At 71.5% G+C, this 16,507-nt stretch carries 17 protein-coding genes and 1 pseudogene; 6 read left to right on the plus strand and 12 right to left on the minus strand.

Annotated features, from left to right (window positions below; translation table 11 throughout):
* Positions 1–49: 49 nt before the first annotated feature.
* From VQ02_RS28940 to sorU, 4 genes are all read left to right on the plus strand, one after another.
* Positions 50–775, plus strand: coding sequence for a J domain-containing protein (locus VQ02_RS28940; RefSeq protein ID WP_048447711.1), 726 nt, complete (start codon positions 50–52; stop codon positions 773–775).
* Between the two features lie 7 nt (positions 776–782).
* Positions 783–1,535, plus strand: coding sequence for an N-acetylmuramoyl-L-alanine amidase (locus tag VQ02_RS28945; RefSeq protein ID WP_048447712.1), 753 nt, complete (start codon positions 783–785; stop codon positions 1,533–1,535).
* Positions 1,536–1,615: 80 nt separating this feature from the next.
* The gene (gene sorT, locus VQ02_RS28950) at positions 1,616–2,851 is read left to right on the plus strand and encodes a SorT family sulfite dehydrogenase catalytic subunit (RefSeq protein WP_048447713.1); all 1,236 of its coding nucleotides are present in this window, start codon (positions 1,616–1,618) and stop codon (positions 2,849–2,851) included.
* A gap of 67 nt (positions 2,852–2,918) precedes the next feature.
* The gene (gene sorU, locus VQ02_RS28955; RefSeq protein ID WP_053080593.1) at positions 2,919–3,260 is read left to right on the plus strand and encodes a SorU family sulfite dehydrogenase c-type cytochrome subunit; all 342 of its coding nucleotides are present in this window, start codon (positions 2,919–2,921) and stop codon (positions 3,258–3,260) included.
* 235 nt (positions 3,261–3,495) lie between these two features.
* Here sorU and VQ02_RS28960 read toward each other — a convergent pair whose 3' ends face one another.
* Positions 3,496–4,557, minus strand: coding sequence for a TerC family protein (locus VQ02_RS28960; RefSeq protein WP_048447714.1), 1,062 nt, complete (start codon positions 4,555–4,557; stop codon positions 3,496–3,498).
* A 218-nt stretch (positions 4,558–4,775) separates the two neighbouring features.
* Here VQ02_RS28960 and VQ02_RS28965 point away from each other — a divergent pair, with 218 nt between their 5' ends.
* Positions 4,776–6,008 carry a TIGR03862 family flavoprotein gene (locus VQ02_RS28965; RefSeq protein ID WP_048447715.1) on the plus strand — a complete coding sequence of 411 codons (1,233 nt, stop codon included), beginning with the start codon at positions 4,776–4,778 and terminating at the stop codon, positions 6,006–6,008.
* 6 nt (positions 6,009–6,014) lie between these two features.
* Here VQ02_RS28965 and VQ02_RS28970 read toward each other — a convergent pair whose 3' ends face one another.
* Together VQ02_RS28970 and VQ02_RS28975 are read right to left on the minus strand one after the other, a co-directional pair.
* Entirely contained in the window at positions 6,015–6,854 is an 840-nt protein-coding gene (locus VQ02_RS28970) for a collagen-like protein (protein ID WP_048447716.1), read from the minus strand.
* A 118-nt stretch (positions 6,855–6,972) separates the two neighbouring features.
* A complete protein-coding gene (locus VQ02_RS28975; RefSeq protein WP_048447717.1) occupies positions 6,973–7,518 on the minus strand; it encodes a formaldehyde-activating enzyme in 546 nt (181 codons plus the stop codon).
* Between the two features lie 146 nt (positions 7,519–7,664).
* Here VQ02_RS28975 and VQ02_RS28980 point away from each other — a divergent pair, with 146 nt between their 5' ends.
* A complete protein-coding gene (locus VQ02_RS28980; protein ID WP_048447718.1) occupies positions 7,665–7,877 on the plus strand; it encodes a hypothetical protein in 213 nt (70 codons plus the stop codon).
* 6 nt (positions 7,878–7,883) lie between these two features.
* Here the strand turns inward: VQ02_RS28980 and VQ02_RS28985 are convergent, their stop codons facing one another.
* The 9 genes and pseudogenes from VQ02_RS28985 to VQ02_RS29015 all read right to left on the minus strand — a co-directional run bounded on the left by VQ02_RS28985 (position 7,884) and on the right by VQ02_RS29015 (position 16,401).
* Positions 7,884–8,390 carry a DUF3016 domain-containing protein gene (locus tag VQ02_RS28985; RefSeq protein ID WP_048447719.1) on the minus strand — a complete coding sequence of 169 codons (507 nt, stop codon included), beginning with the start codon at positions 8,388–8,390 and terminating at the stop codon, positions 7,884–7,886.
* Between the two features lie 79 nt (positions 8,391–8,469).
* Positions 8,470–8,895, minus strand: coding sequence for a hypothetical protein (locus VQ02_RS28990; RefSeq protein ID WP_048447720.1), 426 nt, complete (start codon positions 8,893–8,895; stop codon positions 8,470–8,472).
* A gap of 79 nt (positions 8,896–8,974) precedes the next feature.
* Positions 8,975–9,380, minus strand: a pseudogene (locus tag VQ02_RS40120) (PIN domain-containing protein).
* Positions 9,377–9,622 (minus strand): antitoxin, encoded by a 246-nt coding sequence (locus VQ02_RS28995; RefSeq protein ID WP_048447721.1) that lies wholly within the window; start codon positions 9,620–9,622, stop codon positions 9,377–9,379. The pseudogene VQ02_RS40120 and the gene VQ02_RS28995 overlap by 4 nt, the downstream one beginning before the upstream one ends.
* 96 nt (positions 9,623–9,718) lie before the next feature.
* Positions 9,719–13,468, minus strand: coding sequence for a methionine synthase (metH, locus tag VQ02_RS29000; RefSeq protein WP_048447722.1), 3,750 nt, complete (start codon positions 13,466–13,468; stop codon positions 9,719–9,721).
* A gap of 112 nt (positions 13,469–13,580) precedes the next feature.
* Positions 13,581–13,727, minus strand: a complete 147-nt coding sequence (locus VQ02_RS37665; RefSeq protein WP_157080859.1) for a hypothetical protein — start codon at positions 13,725–13,727, stop codon at positions 13,581–13,583.
* A gap of 25 nt (positions 13,728–13,752) precedes the next feature.
* Positions 13,753–14,667: a methylenetetrahydrofolate reductase [NAD(P)H] gene (metF, locus tag VQ02_RS29005; RefSeq protein ID WP_048447723.1), complete on the minus strand. Its 915-nt coding sequence runs from the start codon at positions 14,665–14,667 to the stop codon at positions 13,753–13,755.
* Between the two features lie 28 nt (positions 14,668–14,695).
* The gene (locus tag VQ02_RS29010; RefSeq protein WP_048447730.1) at positions 14,696–15,685 is read right to left on the minus strand and encodes an ArsR/SmtB family transcription factor; all 990 of its coding nucleotides are present in this window, start codon (positions 15,683–15,685) and stop codon (positions 14,696–14,698) included.
* Between the two features lie 320 nt (positions 15,686–16,005).
* Positions 16,006–16,401 (minus strand): phospholipase A2 family protein, encoded by a 396-nt coding sequence (locus VQ02_RS29015; protein ID WP_048447724.1) that lies wholly within the window; start codon positions 16,399–16,401, stop codon positions 16,006–16,008.
* Positions 16,402–16,507 lie beyond the last annotated feature (106 nt).

The raw sequence follows: 16,507 nt of genomic DNA on the forward strand, positions 1-16,507 counted from the left end.
CCCCCGACCCGATGCCCCTCCCCCGCCCGACCGAGATCCGGAGGCGGGCGTGAGCCAGGGCGTGTGGGGCAAGCTCGGCGGCGCCGGCATCGGGCTCGCCGCCGGGGGTCCGCTCGGCGCCCTGGTCGGCGCGGTGGCGGGCCACTTCCTGATCGATCGCGAGGGCTCGCTCTTCGGGCCTACCCCGCGGGAGGTGGTGTTCACCACCGGCCTCGTCGCGCTCGCCGCCAAGATGGCGAAGTCGGACGGCGTGGTGACGCCCTCCGAGGTCGCGGCCTTTGCCGACATCGTGCAGGTGCCCGACGAGGAGCGCGCCGGGGTCGAGCGGCTGTTCGACCTCGCCAAGCGCACCACCAGCGGATTCGAGGGCTACGCCCGGCAGGTCGCCGAGGCTTTTCACGATGAGCCGGCCCTGCTCGAGGACGTGCTCGACGGCCTGTTCCACATCGCCAAGGCGGACGGTGCCGTGCACGAGAGCGAGGCGCGCTACCTCGCCGAGGTGGCGACGATCTTCGGCTTCGACGAGGCCCGGTTCGCGGGCATCACCGCCCGGCACGTGCGCCTGGCCGACGACCCCTACGAGGTGCTGGGCGCCGCCCGCACCCTCACCGATTCCGAGCTGAAGGCGCGCTACCGGGCGCTCGTCGCCGAGAACCATCCCGACCGGGCGATCGCCCGGGGCCTGCCGCCCGCCGCGGTCGCGATCGCGACCCGGCGCCTCGCTGCCATCAACGCCGCCTACGACCGCATCGCGGCCGAGCGGCACCTGACCTGACCCGCCGATGAGCCTGACCTCCGACAGCCCGGTCGCCACCCAGGTGGTGCCCTCCCCCAACCATGACGCCCGGACCCTCCCGGTCGACGTGCTGATCCTGCACTACACCGGCATGGCGAGCGCCGGCGAGGCGCTGCTGCGCCTCGCCAACCCGGTCGCCAAGGTCTCCTCGCATTACCTGGTGTTCGAGGAGGGCCGGGTGGTGCAGCTGGTGCCGGAGGCGCGACGCGCCTGGCACGCCGGCGCCTCGGCCTGGGAAGGCGTGCGAGACGTGAACTCCCGGTCGATCGGGATCGAGATCGCACACCCGGGCCACGGGGAGAACGGGACTCTGGCGCCCTACCCGGAGGCGCAGATGGCCGCCGTGGCGGCGCTCTGCCGCGACATCCTGGGGCGCTGGCCAATCCGCGCCGACCGGGTGCTCGGCCATTCCGACGTCGCGCCCGAGCGCAAGATCGATCCCGGCGAGAGCTTCCCGTGGCCGGAGCTGCACCGCCAGGGCATCGGCCACTGGGTGCCGCCGGCGGCGATCCGCGACGGACGCTTCTTCTCCGAGGGCGATGCCGGCCAGCCGATCGAGGCGCTGCAATCGATGTTCGCCCTCTACGGCTACGACGTGCCGGTGAGCGGCACCTTCGATGCCCGCACCCGGGCGGTGGTCGCCGCGTTCCAGCGCCACTTCCGGCCGGCCCGGGTCGACGGCGTCGCCGACGCCTCGACCATCACGACGTTGCGGGACCTGCTCGCGGCGAAGCCGTAGCTGCACCGGCAGCTTGACGGCCCGACGACGCGCGACAGACAACATCTTCTCCAAAAGAACCGAACGGGAGGATGTTTCGCGTGTCCGAATCGACGATCCTGCATCGACGGAACTTCCTCGCCGGCACGGCGGCGGGGGCGGTGAGCGTCGCCTCTTCCGCTCGCGCGCAATCCCCCGCCGCGGAGGCACCCAAGCCCGATCCCGGCAAGCCCGGCGCCAAGGGGCTGCCCGCCCCCCTCGCCTGGAAGGACCCGAACGCCTTCATCGTCCACTCCAACCAGACCGTGGAGACGAAGCGCGGTCACACCGGCAGCGGCGTCATCACGCCCATCGGCCGGCTGTTCATCCGGAACAACGTCAACCCGCCTCCGGACGGCATCGTCGCCGACCGGGACGCGTGGCGGGTCGAGATCGCGGGGGTGGCCAGCCCGAGGACGCTGACGCTCGCCGAGCTGAAGCGCATCGGCCTCGCGAGCGTTGCGACCGTCCTGCAATGCTCCGGCAACGGCCGCAAGTACATGCAGGACGCGCTTCAGCCGGGCCAGAGGATCTCGGGCACACCCTGGACCGTCGGGGCGGCCGGCTGCGTGATCTGGAGCGGCGTGCCGCTCAAGGCCGTGGTCGACGCCCTCGGCGGTCCGGCGGGCGGAGCGAGGTTCGTCACCGGCACGGGTGGCGAGGACTTGCCCGCCGGGCTCAAGCCGAAGGACGTGATCGTCGAGCGCTCGGTCCCGATCTCGACCCTCGACACGGTGCTCCTGGCCTGGGAGATGAACGGCGAGCCCCTCCCGCTGGCGCATGGCGGCCCGCTGCGGATGATCGTGCCGGGCTACTCGGGCGTGAACAACATCAAGTACGTGAAGACCGTGGCGCTGACCGAGGCCGAGACGGACGCCAAGATCCAGGCCGCGAGCTACCGCATGCACGGCGTCGGCGCGAAGGCCGATCCCGCGCAGCCCTCGATCTGGGAGCAGCCGGTGCGTTCGTGGATCACCGCCCCCCTGGAGGGCGGGCCGGCGGGCCGCACGGTCGTCACGGGCGTCGCCTTCGGCGGCATGAATGCGGTGGCGCGCGTCGAGGTGTCGACCGATGGCGGCCGAAGCTGGACCGATGCGCCGTTCGTCGGTCCCGACCTCGGCCGCTACGCCTGGCGGCAATTCGCGCTCGCGCTCGACCTGCCGGCCGGGACGCACGTCCTGGTGAGCCGGGCGACCGACGCGGCCGGCCATGTCCAGCCCGAGGACACGCCGCCGAACGGCGGCGGCTACAGCTACAACGGCTGGCGCGGACCGGCGGTCACGGTCGAGACCGCCTGAGCCCTCCCGCCGCCCTCGGCCCGCATCCCGGCGGTGCGGGCGTCCGCCCAAGGCCTGAAAGCCCTCGATGAACGCTCTGCCTCGCCTCGTTCTCGCTCATCTCGTTCTCGGCCTCCCCCTGTCCTTCGCCACCGTTCCCGCATCGGCGGACCCGGCACGCCTCGCGCTCGGCAAGCGCGTGTTCACCGAGCTGTCCGAGCCGCGGTGCGGGATCTGCCACACGCTCGCGGATGCGGGCACGACGGGGGAGATCGGGCCGGCCCTCGACACGCTGAAACCGGATGCCGGCCGGGTCGCGACCGCGGTGACGAACGGCATCGGCGTGATGCCGGCCTTCGAGGATCTGACCCCCGAACAGGTTGCGGCCGTCGCCGATTACGTCGCGACGGTCACCGGTGCGGCGAAGTAGGCGCGAGGACGCCTCGTCGCGCCATCCTCGCCAAATCGGTGCCGACACCCGGGTCGTTCGCCTCCGCAACCGTCGGCGGGCCGCGAGGATGACCCCCGGCTTCGACACCGGAAGATCGGGACATACCGAAAGACGCGGGGAGCGAAGCGTCGGCTCGCCGACGCAAGTCTGCGTAGCGAACCGCGGGAAAAGCCCAGAGCGGACGGGGGCACGACGACGCCGCGCCCCCTTCGGATCATCCGTGGCTGCTGCCGAGCCGCTCGCGCGGCAGGTCGGCTTGCGCCTGGGCCTGGGGCGGGACGGCGGCCGGCACCTCGGCTGCGCCGCGGGTGCGCCAGAGACTGTAGACGATGCCGCCGGCGAGCAGCACCACGGTCACCACCAGCGCCACCCAGGGCTCGATCTCGATGAGGCCGAAGGTGTCGGCGACCACGATCTTCAGGCCGATGAAGATCAGGATCAGGGCGAGTGCCGTCTTGAGATAGGCGAAGCGGTCCACCATCGCGGCGAGGGCGAAGTAGAGCGCGCGCAACCCCAAGATCGCGAAGATGTTCGACGTGTAGACGACATAGGTGTCGGTGGTGATGGCGAAGATCGCCGGCACGCTGTCGACCGCGAAGATCACGTCGGCGCCGTTCACCAGCACCAGCGCCAGGGCGAGCGGGGTGAGCCAGAGCACCGGCTTGCCGGTCTTCGGGTCGGGCCGGCGCGTGGTGAACTTCTGGCCGTCGAGCTGGTCGGTCACCCGCATGTGCCGGCGCATGAAGGCGGTGAAGCGGTCGGCGGACTTGCTCTCGCCCCCCTCCTCTTCGTCGCCCGAGAGCAGCATCTTGCCGCCGGCATAGATCAGGAAGGCGGCGAAGATCGTCAGCACCCACTCGGCCTGGTGCACCAGGGCGGCGCCCAGACCGATCATCAGGCCGCGCAGCACGATCGCCGCCAGGATGCCCCACAGCAGCACCCGGTGCTGCGCGTTGCGGGGAATGCCGAGGTAGCCGAAGATCACCGCGATCACGAAGACGTTGTCCATCGACAGCGACTTCTCGACCACGAGGCCGGCCAGGTATTCCTGGCCCGCCTGCGGGCCGATGTACCACCAGACCCAGCCGCCGAAGATCAGACCGAGGGTGAGGTAGAAGGCGGTGAGGAGGAGGCTCTCCTTGACGCCGATCTCGCGGTTCTTGTCCCGGTGGAACAAGCCGAGATCGAGGGCGAGCAGGACGAAGATGACGGCATGGAAGCCCAGCCACATCCAGACCGGCTTGCCGAGCCACGTCGTGTAGAGAAGATCGACCATCGCGGGACCATGATGCTTCGAGGAGGAAAGCATCGGCTCCGACATCACGAGCGCGAGGAGCGCAGCTCGCCAGAGGGGCCCGCAGCCGATGGGTGCCGACTTATGTCCGGGACGGCGGCGGATCAAGGGCAACCTGTGCCGGGGGCCACATCCATATTTTTCCTCGCTGCCCGCGGGGCAGGTTGACAGGGCCGGCAGGGTCGCGGCCTTGGCGGGGGATGACGGAGGCGAGCGCGCGAGTGGCGGTGCATGTGGCGGTGGTCGGAGGCGGGCCGGCGGGCCTCGCCGCCGCCGAGGTCCTGGCAGGGGCGGGCCTGCGGGTGACCGTGATCGAGCGGATGCCCTCCCCGGCCCGCAAGCTGCTGATCGCCGGTCGCGGCGGCCTCAACCTCACCCACAGCGAGCCATTGGAGCGCTTCCTCGCCCGCTACGCCCCGGCTGAGCGACGTCTTGACGCAGCGATCCGGGATTTTCCGCCGCAGGCGCTGCGCGACTGGTGCGCCTCCCTCGGCCAGCCGACCTTCGTCGGCTCGAGCGGGCGGGTGTTTCCCGAGGCGTTCAAGGCCTCGCCGCTGCTGCGGGCCTGGCTCACCCGGCTCGAGGCCCTCGGAGTCCGTCTCCGCACCCGCACCCGCTGGACTGGCTGGGGCCCGGACGGGGCGCTGACCCTCGCGGGCGAGGCGGGGCCGGAGACCCTGCGGGCGGACGCGACAGTGCTGGCTTTGGGCGGGGCGAGCTGGCCGCGGCTCGGCTCCGACGGCGCCTGGGTGCCGGTGCTGGAAGCGGCGGGCGTTGCGGTGCACCCCTTGCGGCCGGCGAATGCCGGCTTCACCGCGCCGTGGTCGCCCGTCTTCGCCGAGCGCTTCGCCGGCGCGCCGCTCAAGCGCATCGCCCTTCGCCTCGGGCCCGAGCGGGTGCGGGGCGAGGCGGTGATCACCCGCGACGGGATCGAGGGCGGCGCGATCTACGCCCTGTCCCGGCCGATCCGCGAGGCGATCGCAGCCCGGGGGGAGGCCGTGCCGAGCCTCGACCTGCGCCCGGACCTCGACGAGGACGCCCTCGCGCGCCGCCTCGCGGGGGCGCGGCCGAAGGAGTCGCGCGCCACGGTGCTGCGCAAGGCCGCGGGCCTGAGCCCCGCGGCGGCCGGCCTGCTGCGGGAGGCGGCCGGGCGCGACCTGCCGGCGGAGGCCCCGGCACTGGCGGCGCTGATCAAGGCGGTGCCGCTGCGGCTGACCGGCCTGCGGCCGATCGAGCGGGCGATCTCCAGCGCCGGCGGCGTCACCTTCGCGGAGCTCGACGCGCGCTTCATGCTGCGGCAGCGCCCCGGGACCTTCCTGGCCGGCGAGATGCTCGACTGGGAGGCGCCGACCGGCGGCTACCTGCTCCAGGCGAGCTTCGCCAGCGGCCGGGCCGCGGCGGCCGGCCTGCTGGACTGGCTGGCGGAGCGCTGACGGGGCTCAGAGCTTGGCGCAGAACCCGACCATGCCGGAGCTGTCGGGCGGGCACATCGCCACCGCCTCGCCGCTCTCCCGGCGGGTGAAGTTCGGGTTGCCGCCGCGCAGGCAATAGGCCGACACGAAGGTCTCGCCCTCGTCGCAGACGAGCTCGCAATGCGGCCTGGCGCAACCGTCGGTGCGCAGCATCCGGAACGGCAGGGCCGCCGTCGCCGCCGCGGCCGCGCCCGACGATCCGGCCGGGCCCTGCGGCCCCGCCGGGCCCGGCTCACCCTTCGGCCCCGCCTCGCCGCGGGGACCGGGGGCACCCGGCCCACCCTTGGGCCCGGCCTCCCCCTTCGGCCCCGGCTCTCCCTTGGGACCGGCGTCGCCCTTGGGGCCCGCATCACCCTTAGGCCCTGCGTCACCCTTCGGGCCGGGCGGTCCGGCGAGGCCCGCCATGCCCTGCGGCCCGGTCGGTCCCGGCTCGCCCTTCGGCCCGGGCGCGCCGGTGGCGCCGCAATTCGCCACCGCGATCTCGCGCGACAGCTCTCCCGCCTTCAGGGTCGCGACGCAGTTCTGCGGCACGTAGGGCACCCGGAAGACGAAGCGCCCGCGCCTGTCGGCGGTGACCGGGATGTCCTCGTCGAGGGTGATCACCACGCCCGCCTTGCCGACGCTGCCGGAGACGTGCAGGTCGCCGCCCTCGATCCGGGCGTCCCAGACCGTGATGCCGGGCTGGGACGGAGCGGCACGCTGGCCCGCCTGGCCCGCCGGCGCTTGCTGCGGCGGCTGCTGCGCGAGGCCCGGGCCGGACAGCGCGGCGCAGGCGGACAGGATCAACGCGGCGCGGAGTGGACGCATCGTTTAGCCCCAGTCGGGTTGGACGGCCCGCGGGAGGGAGTCGCTTGTGGCGGGCGGCGCACATTGCGGCGCGGTCAAGCTGCGGTCAACTGCGCAGAACCTCGCCGGGGCGAGTCTGTTAGATCTCGTCGTCGAGGACTCCCTCGAGGGCGTAGTGGCGCACGGTCCGACGGTTGGCGATCAGCTCGTCCACCGTCGGCTCGCCCTTCAGCGCCCGGGCGATGGCGAGCTTCGTCGCCTCGTAGTTGGTGCGGTAGAGGTCCTTGCGGTCGAGGTTCGGGTCCTCGGCGCAGCGCGGGTCGAGCCAGATCATGATGATCATGCAGAGTTCGTCGAGCCCGTCGCGGGGCAGGATGCCTTCGATGATGCAGTCGACGATGGCATCGCCGGTCGCGGCCTGGACCACGCCGCCGAGGAGCTCGACGTACTCCGCGGTGTGGATCGTCGCCTTGGTGGTCATCATCGTGGCCGGGCGCACCAGCTGGTTGATGTCGCGCACCACGAACATCCGGGTATGGCCCTGCACCTGCCCCATCATCGCGGCGAAGGCTTGGCCGACCGGACCGCGCACCGAGCCGATCAGCACCTCGGGCATCGCGTCGGTGTACTGGCCCTCGGCCGCCAGCACCGTAGCCTCGCCGGTGCGGAAGACGATCTCGCTCATGGTCCGATCCCTCGGTTCGATCCCCGGCGCGGGTCGACCACGGCACCGGCCTCGCCGTCAACGGCGCCGAACCCATCGACCTGTCCGGAAATTGGTCTATAGGCCGATGTTTCGGGGCTCGCGCCCCCAAGAGCTGATGCGGACGGATGAGCGATCGCGACTGGACCCTGCGGGTGACGCCGACCGAAGCGGGCGTGCGGCTCGAACTGGACCTCGCCAACCTCGACGGCGCGCCGGTCACCGCGGCGATCGCCCTCGACCGGGCCGAGGCCCGGCACTTCGCCCGGGCGCTGCTGGCGGCCGCCGGCGACGCGGCGGAGCGCACCTTCCCGCACCCGCCCGTCACCGGCGAGGGCTGAGGCGGCTCACCCCCGCGGCGGCTGCCGGCGGGCGATCCGCGCCTGGAACCAGTCGGCCAGGATTTCGCGCTCGTAGTACAGGGCCGACTGCCCGCCCGGCCGGGTGCGCAGCAGGAAGTTGATGTCGGTTACGGTCTCCTCCGCCTCCTGCACCACCCGCCCGTTCTCCCTCAGCGCGTAGCGCAGGCGGAAGCGCGGCGGGCCGGCATCGGTGACCACCCGCGGGACCGTGGTGCCGGCACCCGGAAGCTCGATGCCGGCGAGGTCGACGTCGAGCACGTCGATCGCCAGGCTCTGCCCGGGCCGGAGCGTCCGCCCGGCGAGATCGCGAAAAATCCGCTCCAGCTCGCCGAGGGTCGCCCGCAGGGTTGGCCCGGAGCCCAGGCGGCTCTCGGCATCGGTGTAGCGCTCGGGCGCGACGAAGCGAAGGGCGAGCGGCGCCTCCGCCCAGGCGGACTGGCCGAGGACGAGCACCAGCAGGGCCGCCGAGACGCGCCGCACGAAACTCCGCATGATCGTTGTCCCGCCCCGGTCCGCGTCACCGACGGCGGTCCAACGCGGCGACTGGGTCCGGGTTCGGCGGCGTGGCGGCTCAGTACCGGCCCGGCAGGCGCGGCACCTTGGTGCCGGGCTTCTCGATCGCCTCGGCGCAGGAATAGACGAACTCGGTCTGGAGGTCGGTGAACACCGTCTCGCCGACGATGGTACAGGTCTCGCGGGCGGTCTCGCGCAGGTAGGTCTCGGCGGCTTCCGAGAAGCGGCGCCGGCGGGTGAGCGCCGGATCCTGGCCGGACAGGCCGCAGCCGGCGACCTCGCGCAGGCCGTTCGAGACGATCAGGACCTTGCGCTGCTGGCGCTGGTCGTAGACCTCGTAGGGATCGTTGCAGCCGATCGTGACCACCTGGGGCGGCAGCCCGACATAGGTCTTCGAGATGTAGGAGAATTCGGTGCAGCCGGCCGCCGCCGCGACGGCGCCCGCCACGGCGACGAGGGCAAGCCTCCCTGGTCCTGTCCGCATCCCCGATCCTTCCCGCCCGATCCGCCCGGCGTCCCCACCCAAGCTTTGAGCCGGGGCAGGCATAGCGGTCAAGCCCGGGTCAGGGGGTGGGGTCTGCGGCTTCCCAGTCCTCCACTGCGAGGCCGGGCACGCGGCGGAACTCTCTCAGGTTGCGGGTTACCAGCGCCAGCCCCCGTTGGCTGGCCTGTCCGGCGATCAGCACGTCGTAGGGGCCATAGGCGTTCCCACGAGGGATAGCGCCGCCCTGATCTCGCCGGCCCGATGTGCGTCGGCTGCATCAAACGGCACGACGGGAAGGGCAGTCCGTTGATTTGCGTCAGCGTATGTTCGGTGCGCCGCCCGCGATGTGCCCCATAGAAGAGTACGTGAGCCACGATTGCAGGCAGCCCGACATCCTGCGGCTGTACGCGGCGCAACCGATTCCAAAAGCCAACGTGGTTCCGCAGCAGAGCTGAGACCGCGTTGGTATCAAGAAGGAACTTCACCCCGGCAGATCCGATGCAGAACGAACCTGCTCAGGCACTTCTTCGTCGAGAGCAGCCTGAACATCGTCATCCAACGGCTGCACGCGCGCTTGTAGCCAATCCCAGGTCCCCAGCATCGGCTCCAAGATCACCGCATTGCCCTCGCGGCGCACCTGCACCGCTTCGCTTTCGAGGCGCCACCCTTCCGGCAGGCGCACGGCCTGGGCGCCATCAGCCCAGAACAGCTTCGCGATCTCGCCCATGCGCGCCTCCGGATTGCCTCTCCAAGATGGAGCCGGGCGGATCTCGACGCAAGCGAGTGCCGCAGCGGCAGGTCACCGCCGCGGCCTCGCCGCCCCCTACTCCGCCGCCGCCCGGTACCGCGCCGTGTCGTAGTTCAGGATCGGGCCGAGCCAGCGCTCGACCTCGGCCACGTCCATGCCCTTGCGGGCGGCATAGTCCTCGACCTGGTCGCGCTCGACCTTGGCGACGCCGAAGTAGTGCGCGTCCGGATGGGCGATGTAGAGGCCCGAGACCGAGGAGCCCGGCCACATCGCGTAGGACTCGGTGAGCTTGACGCCGATGCGCGGCTCGGCCTGGAGCAGATCGAACAGGGTCGTCTTCTCGGTGTGGTCGGGCTGGGCCGGGTAGCCCGGGGCCGGGCGGATGCCGGCATAGGGCTCGGTGACGAGGTCCTGCGGGGTGTAGGCCTCGTCGGCCGCGTAGGCCCAGAACTCCCGGCGCACCCGCTCGTGCATGCGCTCGGCGAAGGCCTCGGCGATGCGGTCGGCGAGCGCCTTGACCAGGATCGAGCGGTAATCGTCGTTCTGGCGCTCGAAGCGCTCGGCGATCCGCACCTCCTCCAGGCCCGCCGTGACCACGAAGCCGCCGACATAGTCGGGGAGCCCGCTCTCGGTCGGAGCCACGAAGTCCGACAGGCAGGTGTTCGGACGCCCGTCGCGCTTCGAGAGCTGCTGGCGCAAGCCGTGGAAGGTGGCGAGCGTGTCGGTCCGGCTCTCGCCGGTGAACAGCCGGATGTCGTCGCCGACGGCGTTGGCCGGCCAGAAGCCGATCACCGCCTTCGGGTTGAACCAGCGCTCCTCGACGATCTGGCGCAGCATGGCTTGCGCGTCCTCGAACAGGGCGCGGGCGGCCGGCCCCTGCTCGGGGTCGTCAAGGATAGCCGGAAAGCGGCCCTTGAACTCGTAGGTCTGCAGGAACGGCGTCCAGTCGATGTAGGGGACGAGTTCCGCCACGTCGTAGCTGCGGAAGACGCGGGTGCCGGTGAAGGTCGGCTTGACCGGCTTGTAGGCCGACCAGTCGGCCTTGAAGGCGTTGGCGCGGGCTTTGCTGAGCGGCAGGCGCTGCTTGTCGGCCTCCGAGCGGGCATGGGCATCGGCGACGCGCTTGTACTCGGCCCGCACCGATTCGATCGTCTGCACCTTGGTGTCGGGCGAGAGCAGGTTCGAGACCACGCCGACGGCGCGGCTCGCGTCGGTCACGTAGACCGCCTGGCCCTTGGCGTAGGCCGGGTGGATCTTCACCGCGGTGTGGACCCGGCTCGTCGTCGCCCCGCCGATGAGGAGCGGCACGTCGAAGCCCTCGCGCTCCATCTCGGCCGCGACGTGGACCATCTCGTCGAGGGACGGCGTGATGAGGCCGGAGAGGCCGACGATGTCGACGTTCTCACGCCGCGCGGTATCCAGGATCTTCGCCGCCGGCACCATCACGCCGAGGTCGATGATCTCGTAGTTGTTGCAGGCGAGCACGACGCCGACGATGTTCTTGCCGATGTCGTGGACGTCGCCCTTCACGGTCGCCATCAGCACCTTGCCGGCCGACTGACGCCCGCCGGCGCCGCCGTTGGCGGCCTTTTCCGCCTCCATGAACGGCATCAGGTAGGCGACCGCCTGCTTCATCACGCGGGCGGACTTCACCACCTGCGGCAGGAACATCTTGCCCGCCCCGAACAGGTCGCCGACCACGTTCATGCCGGCCATCAGCGGGCCCTCGATGACGTGGAGCGGGCGCTCGGCCTTGGCGCGGGCCTCCTCGGTATCGGCCTCGATGTACTCGGTGATGCCGTTGACCAGCGCGTGCTCCAGGCGCTTCTCGACCGGGGCCTCGCGCCAGGCGAGGTCGGCGGTCTTGTCCTTCGCCTGGCCGCCATCCTTGAAGCGGGCGGCGGCGTCGAGCAGGCGCTCGGTGGCGTCCTGGCGGCGGTTGAGGACCACGTCCTCGCACAGCTCGCGCAGCTCCGCCGGCAGCTCGTCGTAGACCGCGAGCTGGCCCGCGTTCACGATGCCCATGTCCATGCCGACCTTGATCGCGTGGTACAGGAACACCGCGTGCATCGCCTCGCGCACCGGCTCGTTGCCGCGGAAGGCGAAGGACAGGTTCGAGATGCCGCCCGAGATGTGGGCGTGGGGCAGGGTCTCGCGGATGATCCGGGCCGCCTCGATGAAGGCGACGCCGTAGCCGTTATGCTCCTCGATGCCCGTCGCCACCGCGAAGACGTTGGGATCGAAGATGATGTCCTCCGGCGGGAAGCCGACCTTCTCCGTCAACACCTTGTAGGCGCGGGTGCAGATCGCGACCTTGCGCTCGAGCGAATCGGCCTGGCCCTGCTCGTCGAAGGCCATCACCACCACGGCGGCGCCGTAGGCGCGGCAGATCTTCGCCTCGTGGATGAACTTCTCCTCTCCCTCCTTGAGGGAGATCGAGTTCACGATCGGCTTGCCCTGCACGCATTTCAGGCCGGCCTCGATGACCGGGAACTTCGACGAGTCGATCATCACCGGCACCCGGGCGATGTCGGGCTCGGCGGCGACGAGGTTGAGGAACTCGACCATCGCCTTCTCGGAGTCGAGCAGGCCCTCGTCCATGTTGACGTCGATGACCTGGGCGCCGGCCGCGACCTGGTCGCGGGCGACGTCGAGGGCGGCGGCGTAGTCGCCGTTGGTGATGAGCTTGCGGAAGCGCGCCGAGCCGGTGACGTTGGTGCGCTCGCCGACGTTCACGAACGGGATCTCGGGCGTCAGCGTGAACGGCTCGAGGCCCGACAGCCGCATCAGCGGCTTCACGCTCGGCACCCGGCGCGGCGCCTTGCCGGCGACGGCGCCTGCGATCGCCCGGATGTGGTCCGGCGTGGTGCCGCAGCAGCCGCCGACCATGTTGACGAGGCCGCTCTCGGCGAACTCGCCGACGAGCTTGGCCATCGCCTCCGGGCTCTCGTCGTAGAGGCCGAACTCGTTCGGCAGGCCGGCATTCGGGTAGGCGCAGACCAGCGTGTCGCAGGTGCGCGACAGCTCGTCGATATGGGCGCGCATCTCGCGCGCGCCAAGCGCGCAGTTGAGCCCGAAGGTCAGCGGATCAGCGTGCCGTAAGGAATGCCAGAAGGCGGTGGGGGTCTGGCCCGACAGGGTGCGGCCCGAGAGATCCGTGATGGTGCCCGAGATCATGATCGGCAGGCGGGTGCCGGTCTCCTCGAACACCTGCCAGGACGCGGCCACCGCCGCCTTGGCGTTCAGCGTGTCGAAGATCGTCTCGATCAGGATCAGCTCGGCGCCGCCGGCGATCAGCCCGCGCACCTGCTCGGCGTAAGCGTCGCGGACCTGGTCGAAGGTCACGGCGCGGTAGCCGGGGTTGTTGACGTCGGGCGAGATCGACAGGGTGCGGTTCGTCGGGCCGATGGCGCCGGCGACGAAGCGGCGGCGCCCGTCCTGCTTCTCCGCCAATATGGCCGCCTCGCGGGCGAGCCGCGCGCCTTGCGCGTTCAGCTCGTGGATGATCGGCTCCATGCCGTAATCGGCCTGGGCGATCGTGGTGCCCGAGAAGGTGTTGGTCTCGACGACGTCGGCGCCGGCGAGGAAGTAGTCGAGGTGGATCTGCCGGATCGCGTCGGGCTGCGTCAGGATCAGGAGGTCGTTGTTGCCCTTCTGGTCGTGGGCGTGATCGCGGAACCGCTCGCTGCGGAAGTCGGCCTCGGTCAGGCCGAGGCGCTGGATCACCGTGCCCATCGCCCCGTCGAGGACGAGGATTTTCTCCGCCGCGCGCCGGCGCAGGGCGGACAGGATTTCGGCACCGTCGGCGGGGCGGAGGTCGGTCATCGGGGTGGGGTTCCAGCGAGTGTCGGTCAGTGCGGTCGATGCGGAATCAAGCCGGGCCGCGTGGGGCGGCCCGGACTGTTGGTGACGGTGAGGATGAGGCCGTTTCCTGGCCTCAGCGCCGGGTGTCGAAGCGCCGCCCGAGCTTGTCGAGACGGGCGTTGATTGCCCCGAACCCGGCTCGGGCGTCGTCCCGGGACGCGGCGATGTCTGCGCGCATTTCCCAGAGAAGCGGAACGATCATGTCCTGCGGTTCGGCCACGACGAGCGCTCCTTCGGCGAGATGGTCAGGCCGCCGCCTTCTCCGTCACCGCCGGCGCCGCGCGCAAGCCCAGCAGGTGGCAGATCGCGTAGACGAGGTCGGCGCGGTTCATGGTGTAGAAGTGGAAGTCGGTGATGCCGCGATCGACGAGGTCGAGCACCTGCTCGGCGGCGACCGCTGCGGCGACCAGCTTGCGGGTGGCGACGTCGTCCTCCAGGCCCTCGAAGCGGGCGGCGAGCCAGTCCGGCACCGAGGCGCCGGTGCGGCGGGCGAAGTTCGCGGCCTGCTTGAAGTTCTGCACCGGCAGGATGCCGGGGATGATCGGAATATTGATCCCCCGCGACTGCACCCGGTCGAGGTAGCGGAAAAACAGGTCGTTGTCGAAGAAGAACTGGGTGATGGCGCGGTCGGCGCCGCAATCGACCTTGGCCTTGAGCGCGTCGAGATCCTGGTCGAGGGAGCCGGCCTCCGGGTGGCGCTCGGGGTAGGCCGAGACCGAGACCTCGAAGTCGCCGACGCGCTTGATGCCGGCGACGAGGTCGCAGGAGCGTTCGTAGCCGCCCGGATGCGCCGTGTAGGCGCTGCCCACGCCCTCCACCGGGTCGCCGCGAAGGGCCACGATGTGGCGCACGCCGGCCTCGTGGTAGGCGCGCACGACGTCGTCGACTTCGCCCTTTGTGGCCGCCACGCAGGTGAGATGGGCGGCGGGCTTCAGGTCGGTCTCGCGCACCAGGCGCGCCACGGTGTTGTGGGTGCGCTCGCGGGTCGAGCCGCCGGCGCCGTAGGTCACCGAGACGAAGCTGGGGCCGAGCGGGGCGAGGCGCTCGATCGACGACCACAGGGTCGCCTCCATCTCCGCGGACTTGGGCGGGAAGAACTCGAACGAGACCCGGATCGGGCGGCGGCTCTCGCGGCTCGGACGGAAGGCGGTGGTGATCATCGGCGGCCTCGGCGGAAGGAAGGACGGATCAGGCGACGGCGCGGTCGGGCAGGCCGGCACCGGCCTGCGCGTGATGGGCGAGCCAGAGCGTGACGGTGAGCTGGTGCTCCGCGCCCCCGGTCGGGGCGAGGTGACGCAGCCGCACGTCCGTGAGGCCGGCCTCGGAGAGCCAGCCCGCGACCTGCTCGGGGGCGAAGCCGAGGCGGCGATGCGCCTCGTCCTCGCGCAGGAATTCCAGGCTGTGGGGGGCGAAATCGACCACAAGGAGGCGACCGCCCGGGGCGACGAGGCGGGCGGCCTCGCGCAGGGCCCGGGCCGGGTCGTCGAGGTAGTGCAGCACCTGGTGGATCAGCACGAGGTCGAAGCTCGCCCGGCCGAAGGGCGGGGCGTGGATGTCGCCCTGGCGCAGGTCGATGCGGGTCAGGCCCTGGCGCTCGAGGTTGGCCCGGGCGACCGACAGCATGGCGTGGTTGGCGTCGAGGCCCGTCGCCCGCGAGGCGCGCGGCGCCAGCAGACCGAGCATCCGCCCGGTGCCGGTGCCGAGGTCGAGCAGGCTGCCGACCGGGCCCTGCCCCAGCACGTCGAGCACCGCCGCCTCGACGGTGGCCTCCGGCACGTGGAGCGAGCGCACCCGGTCCCATTGCGGCGCGAGCCGGGCGAAGAAGCTCTGGGCGGCGTCCGCCCGCTGCGCCCGCACCGCCTGAAGCCGGGCCCGGTCCTCCGACAGGGGCGGCTCCGCGGCGTCGACCGCGGCGATGAGCGGCGCCACCAGCCCCGCCACGCCCTCGCGCAGGCGGAAGAAGGCCCAGGCCCCCTCACGGTGGCGCACCACCAGCCCGGCCTCGACCAGGAGCTTGAGGTGGCGGGAGATCCGCGGCTGAGACTGGCCCAGGATGTCGGTCAGGTCGGAGACCGACAATTCGCCCTCGCCGAGCAGCACCAGGATGCGCAGGCGCGTCTCCTCCGCTGCGGCGCGCAGCACGCTCAAGGCGTCAGCGAAGGGGACGGTGGCGGTCATTCCGGCGGGCTCCTCGCCTCCGATGCGAAACATAAAGATATCTTTATGTGAGCAATGGCGAGGGCGCAAGCGGCGTTTGTGTGGCCGTGCTCAGGAAGGACCGGCCCCGCGCGCCCCGCCCGCGCCTGCGCCCGAACGGCATCGCCCCCGGCACGGGGCAGCGCCGGAGGCGAGTGCAGGTGACCGCGGCGAGGAGGTGGCGGCGCGCGCACCGCCCGGTCGCAGCGCGATCGGGCGAGAGGATGACGAGGCCGCGGCGATTTTGGTGCCGGATCGGCGGCGGGCTCGGCACCGGCCGTCCGCGGCCGGCGGAGCAATCTTCAGCGGCAGGGCAGCTGCGTGGCGCCAGCGGAGACGAGGCCGGCGAGGCTGCGCAGGTCGTCGGGGTGGCGGGGATTGCGCGCCACCGCCTCCGCCTCGCGCTGGAGCCGGGCGTGGCAGGAGCAGGTCGGCAGGCCCTGGCCGCGCGGCGGCGTGCAGGCGTCGTGGCGCATGCACGCCGCGTCGAGGGCATCGATCGGGCGCAGGCCGGCACCGCGGCTGCCGGGCCCGCAGTAATTGCCGTGGAACACCAGGGCATCGCGTGGCATCGCGGCGTCCGGCACGACCCCGAGGCCGAACGGCAGGTCCTGCGCGGCCGCGGGCCCGGCGGCACCCGCCAGACAAGACAGCAATCCTGCGACCATCACCAGTCTTGAACGAACGAAGGGGCGCATGTGATGTAGTCTCTTCCTAGTTCTCCCAAGTCACAGCATGCCAGCTTCCGCGAGCGGCGCAATGGCGACGCCGTACGGATCGTGCGCCTCCACACTCAAGCCGGTC

This window comes from Methylobacterium variabile, from assembly GCF_001043975.1.
GTDB classification, from domain to species: domain Bacteria; phylum Pseudomonadota; class Alphaproteobacteria; order Rhizobiales; family Beijerinckiaceae; genus Methylobacterium; species Methylobacterium variabile.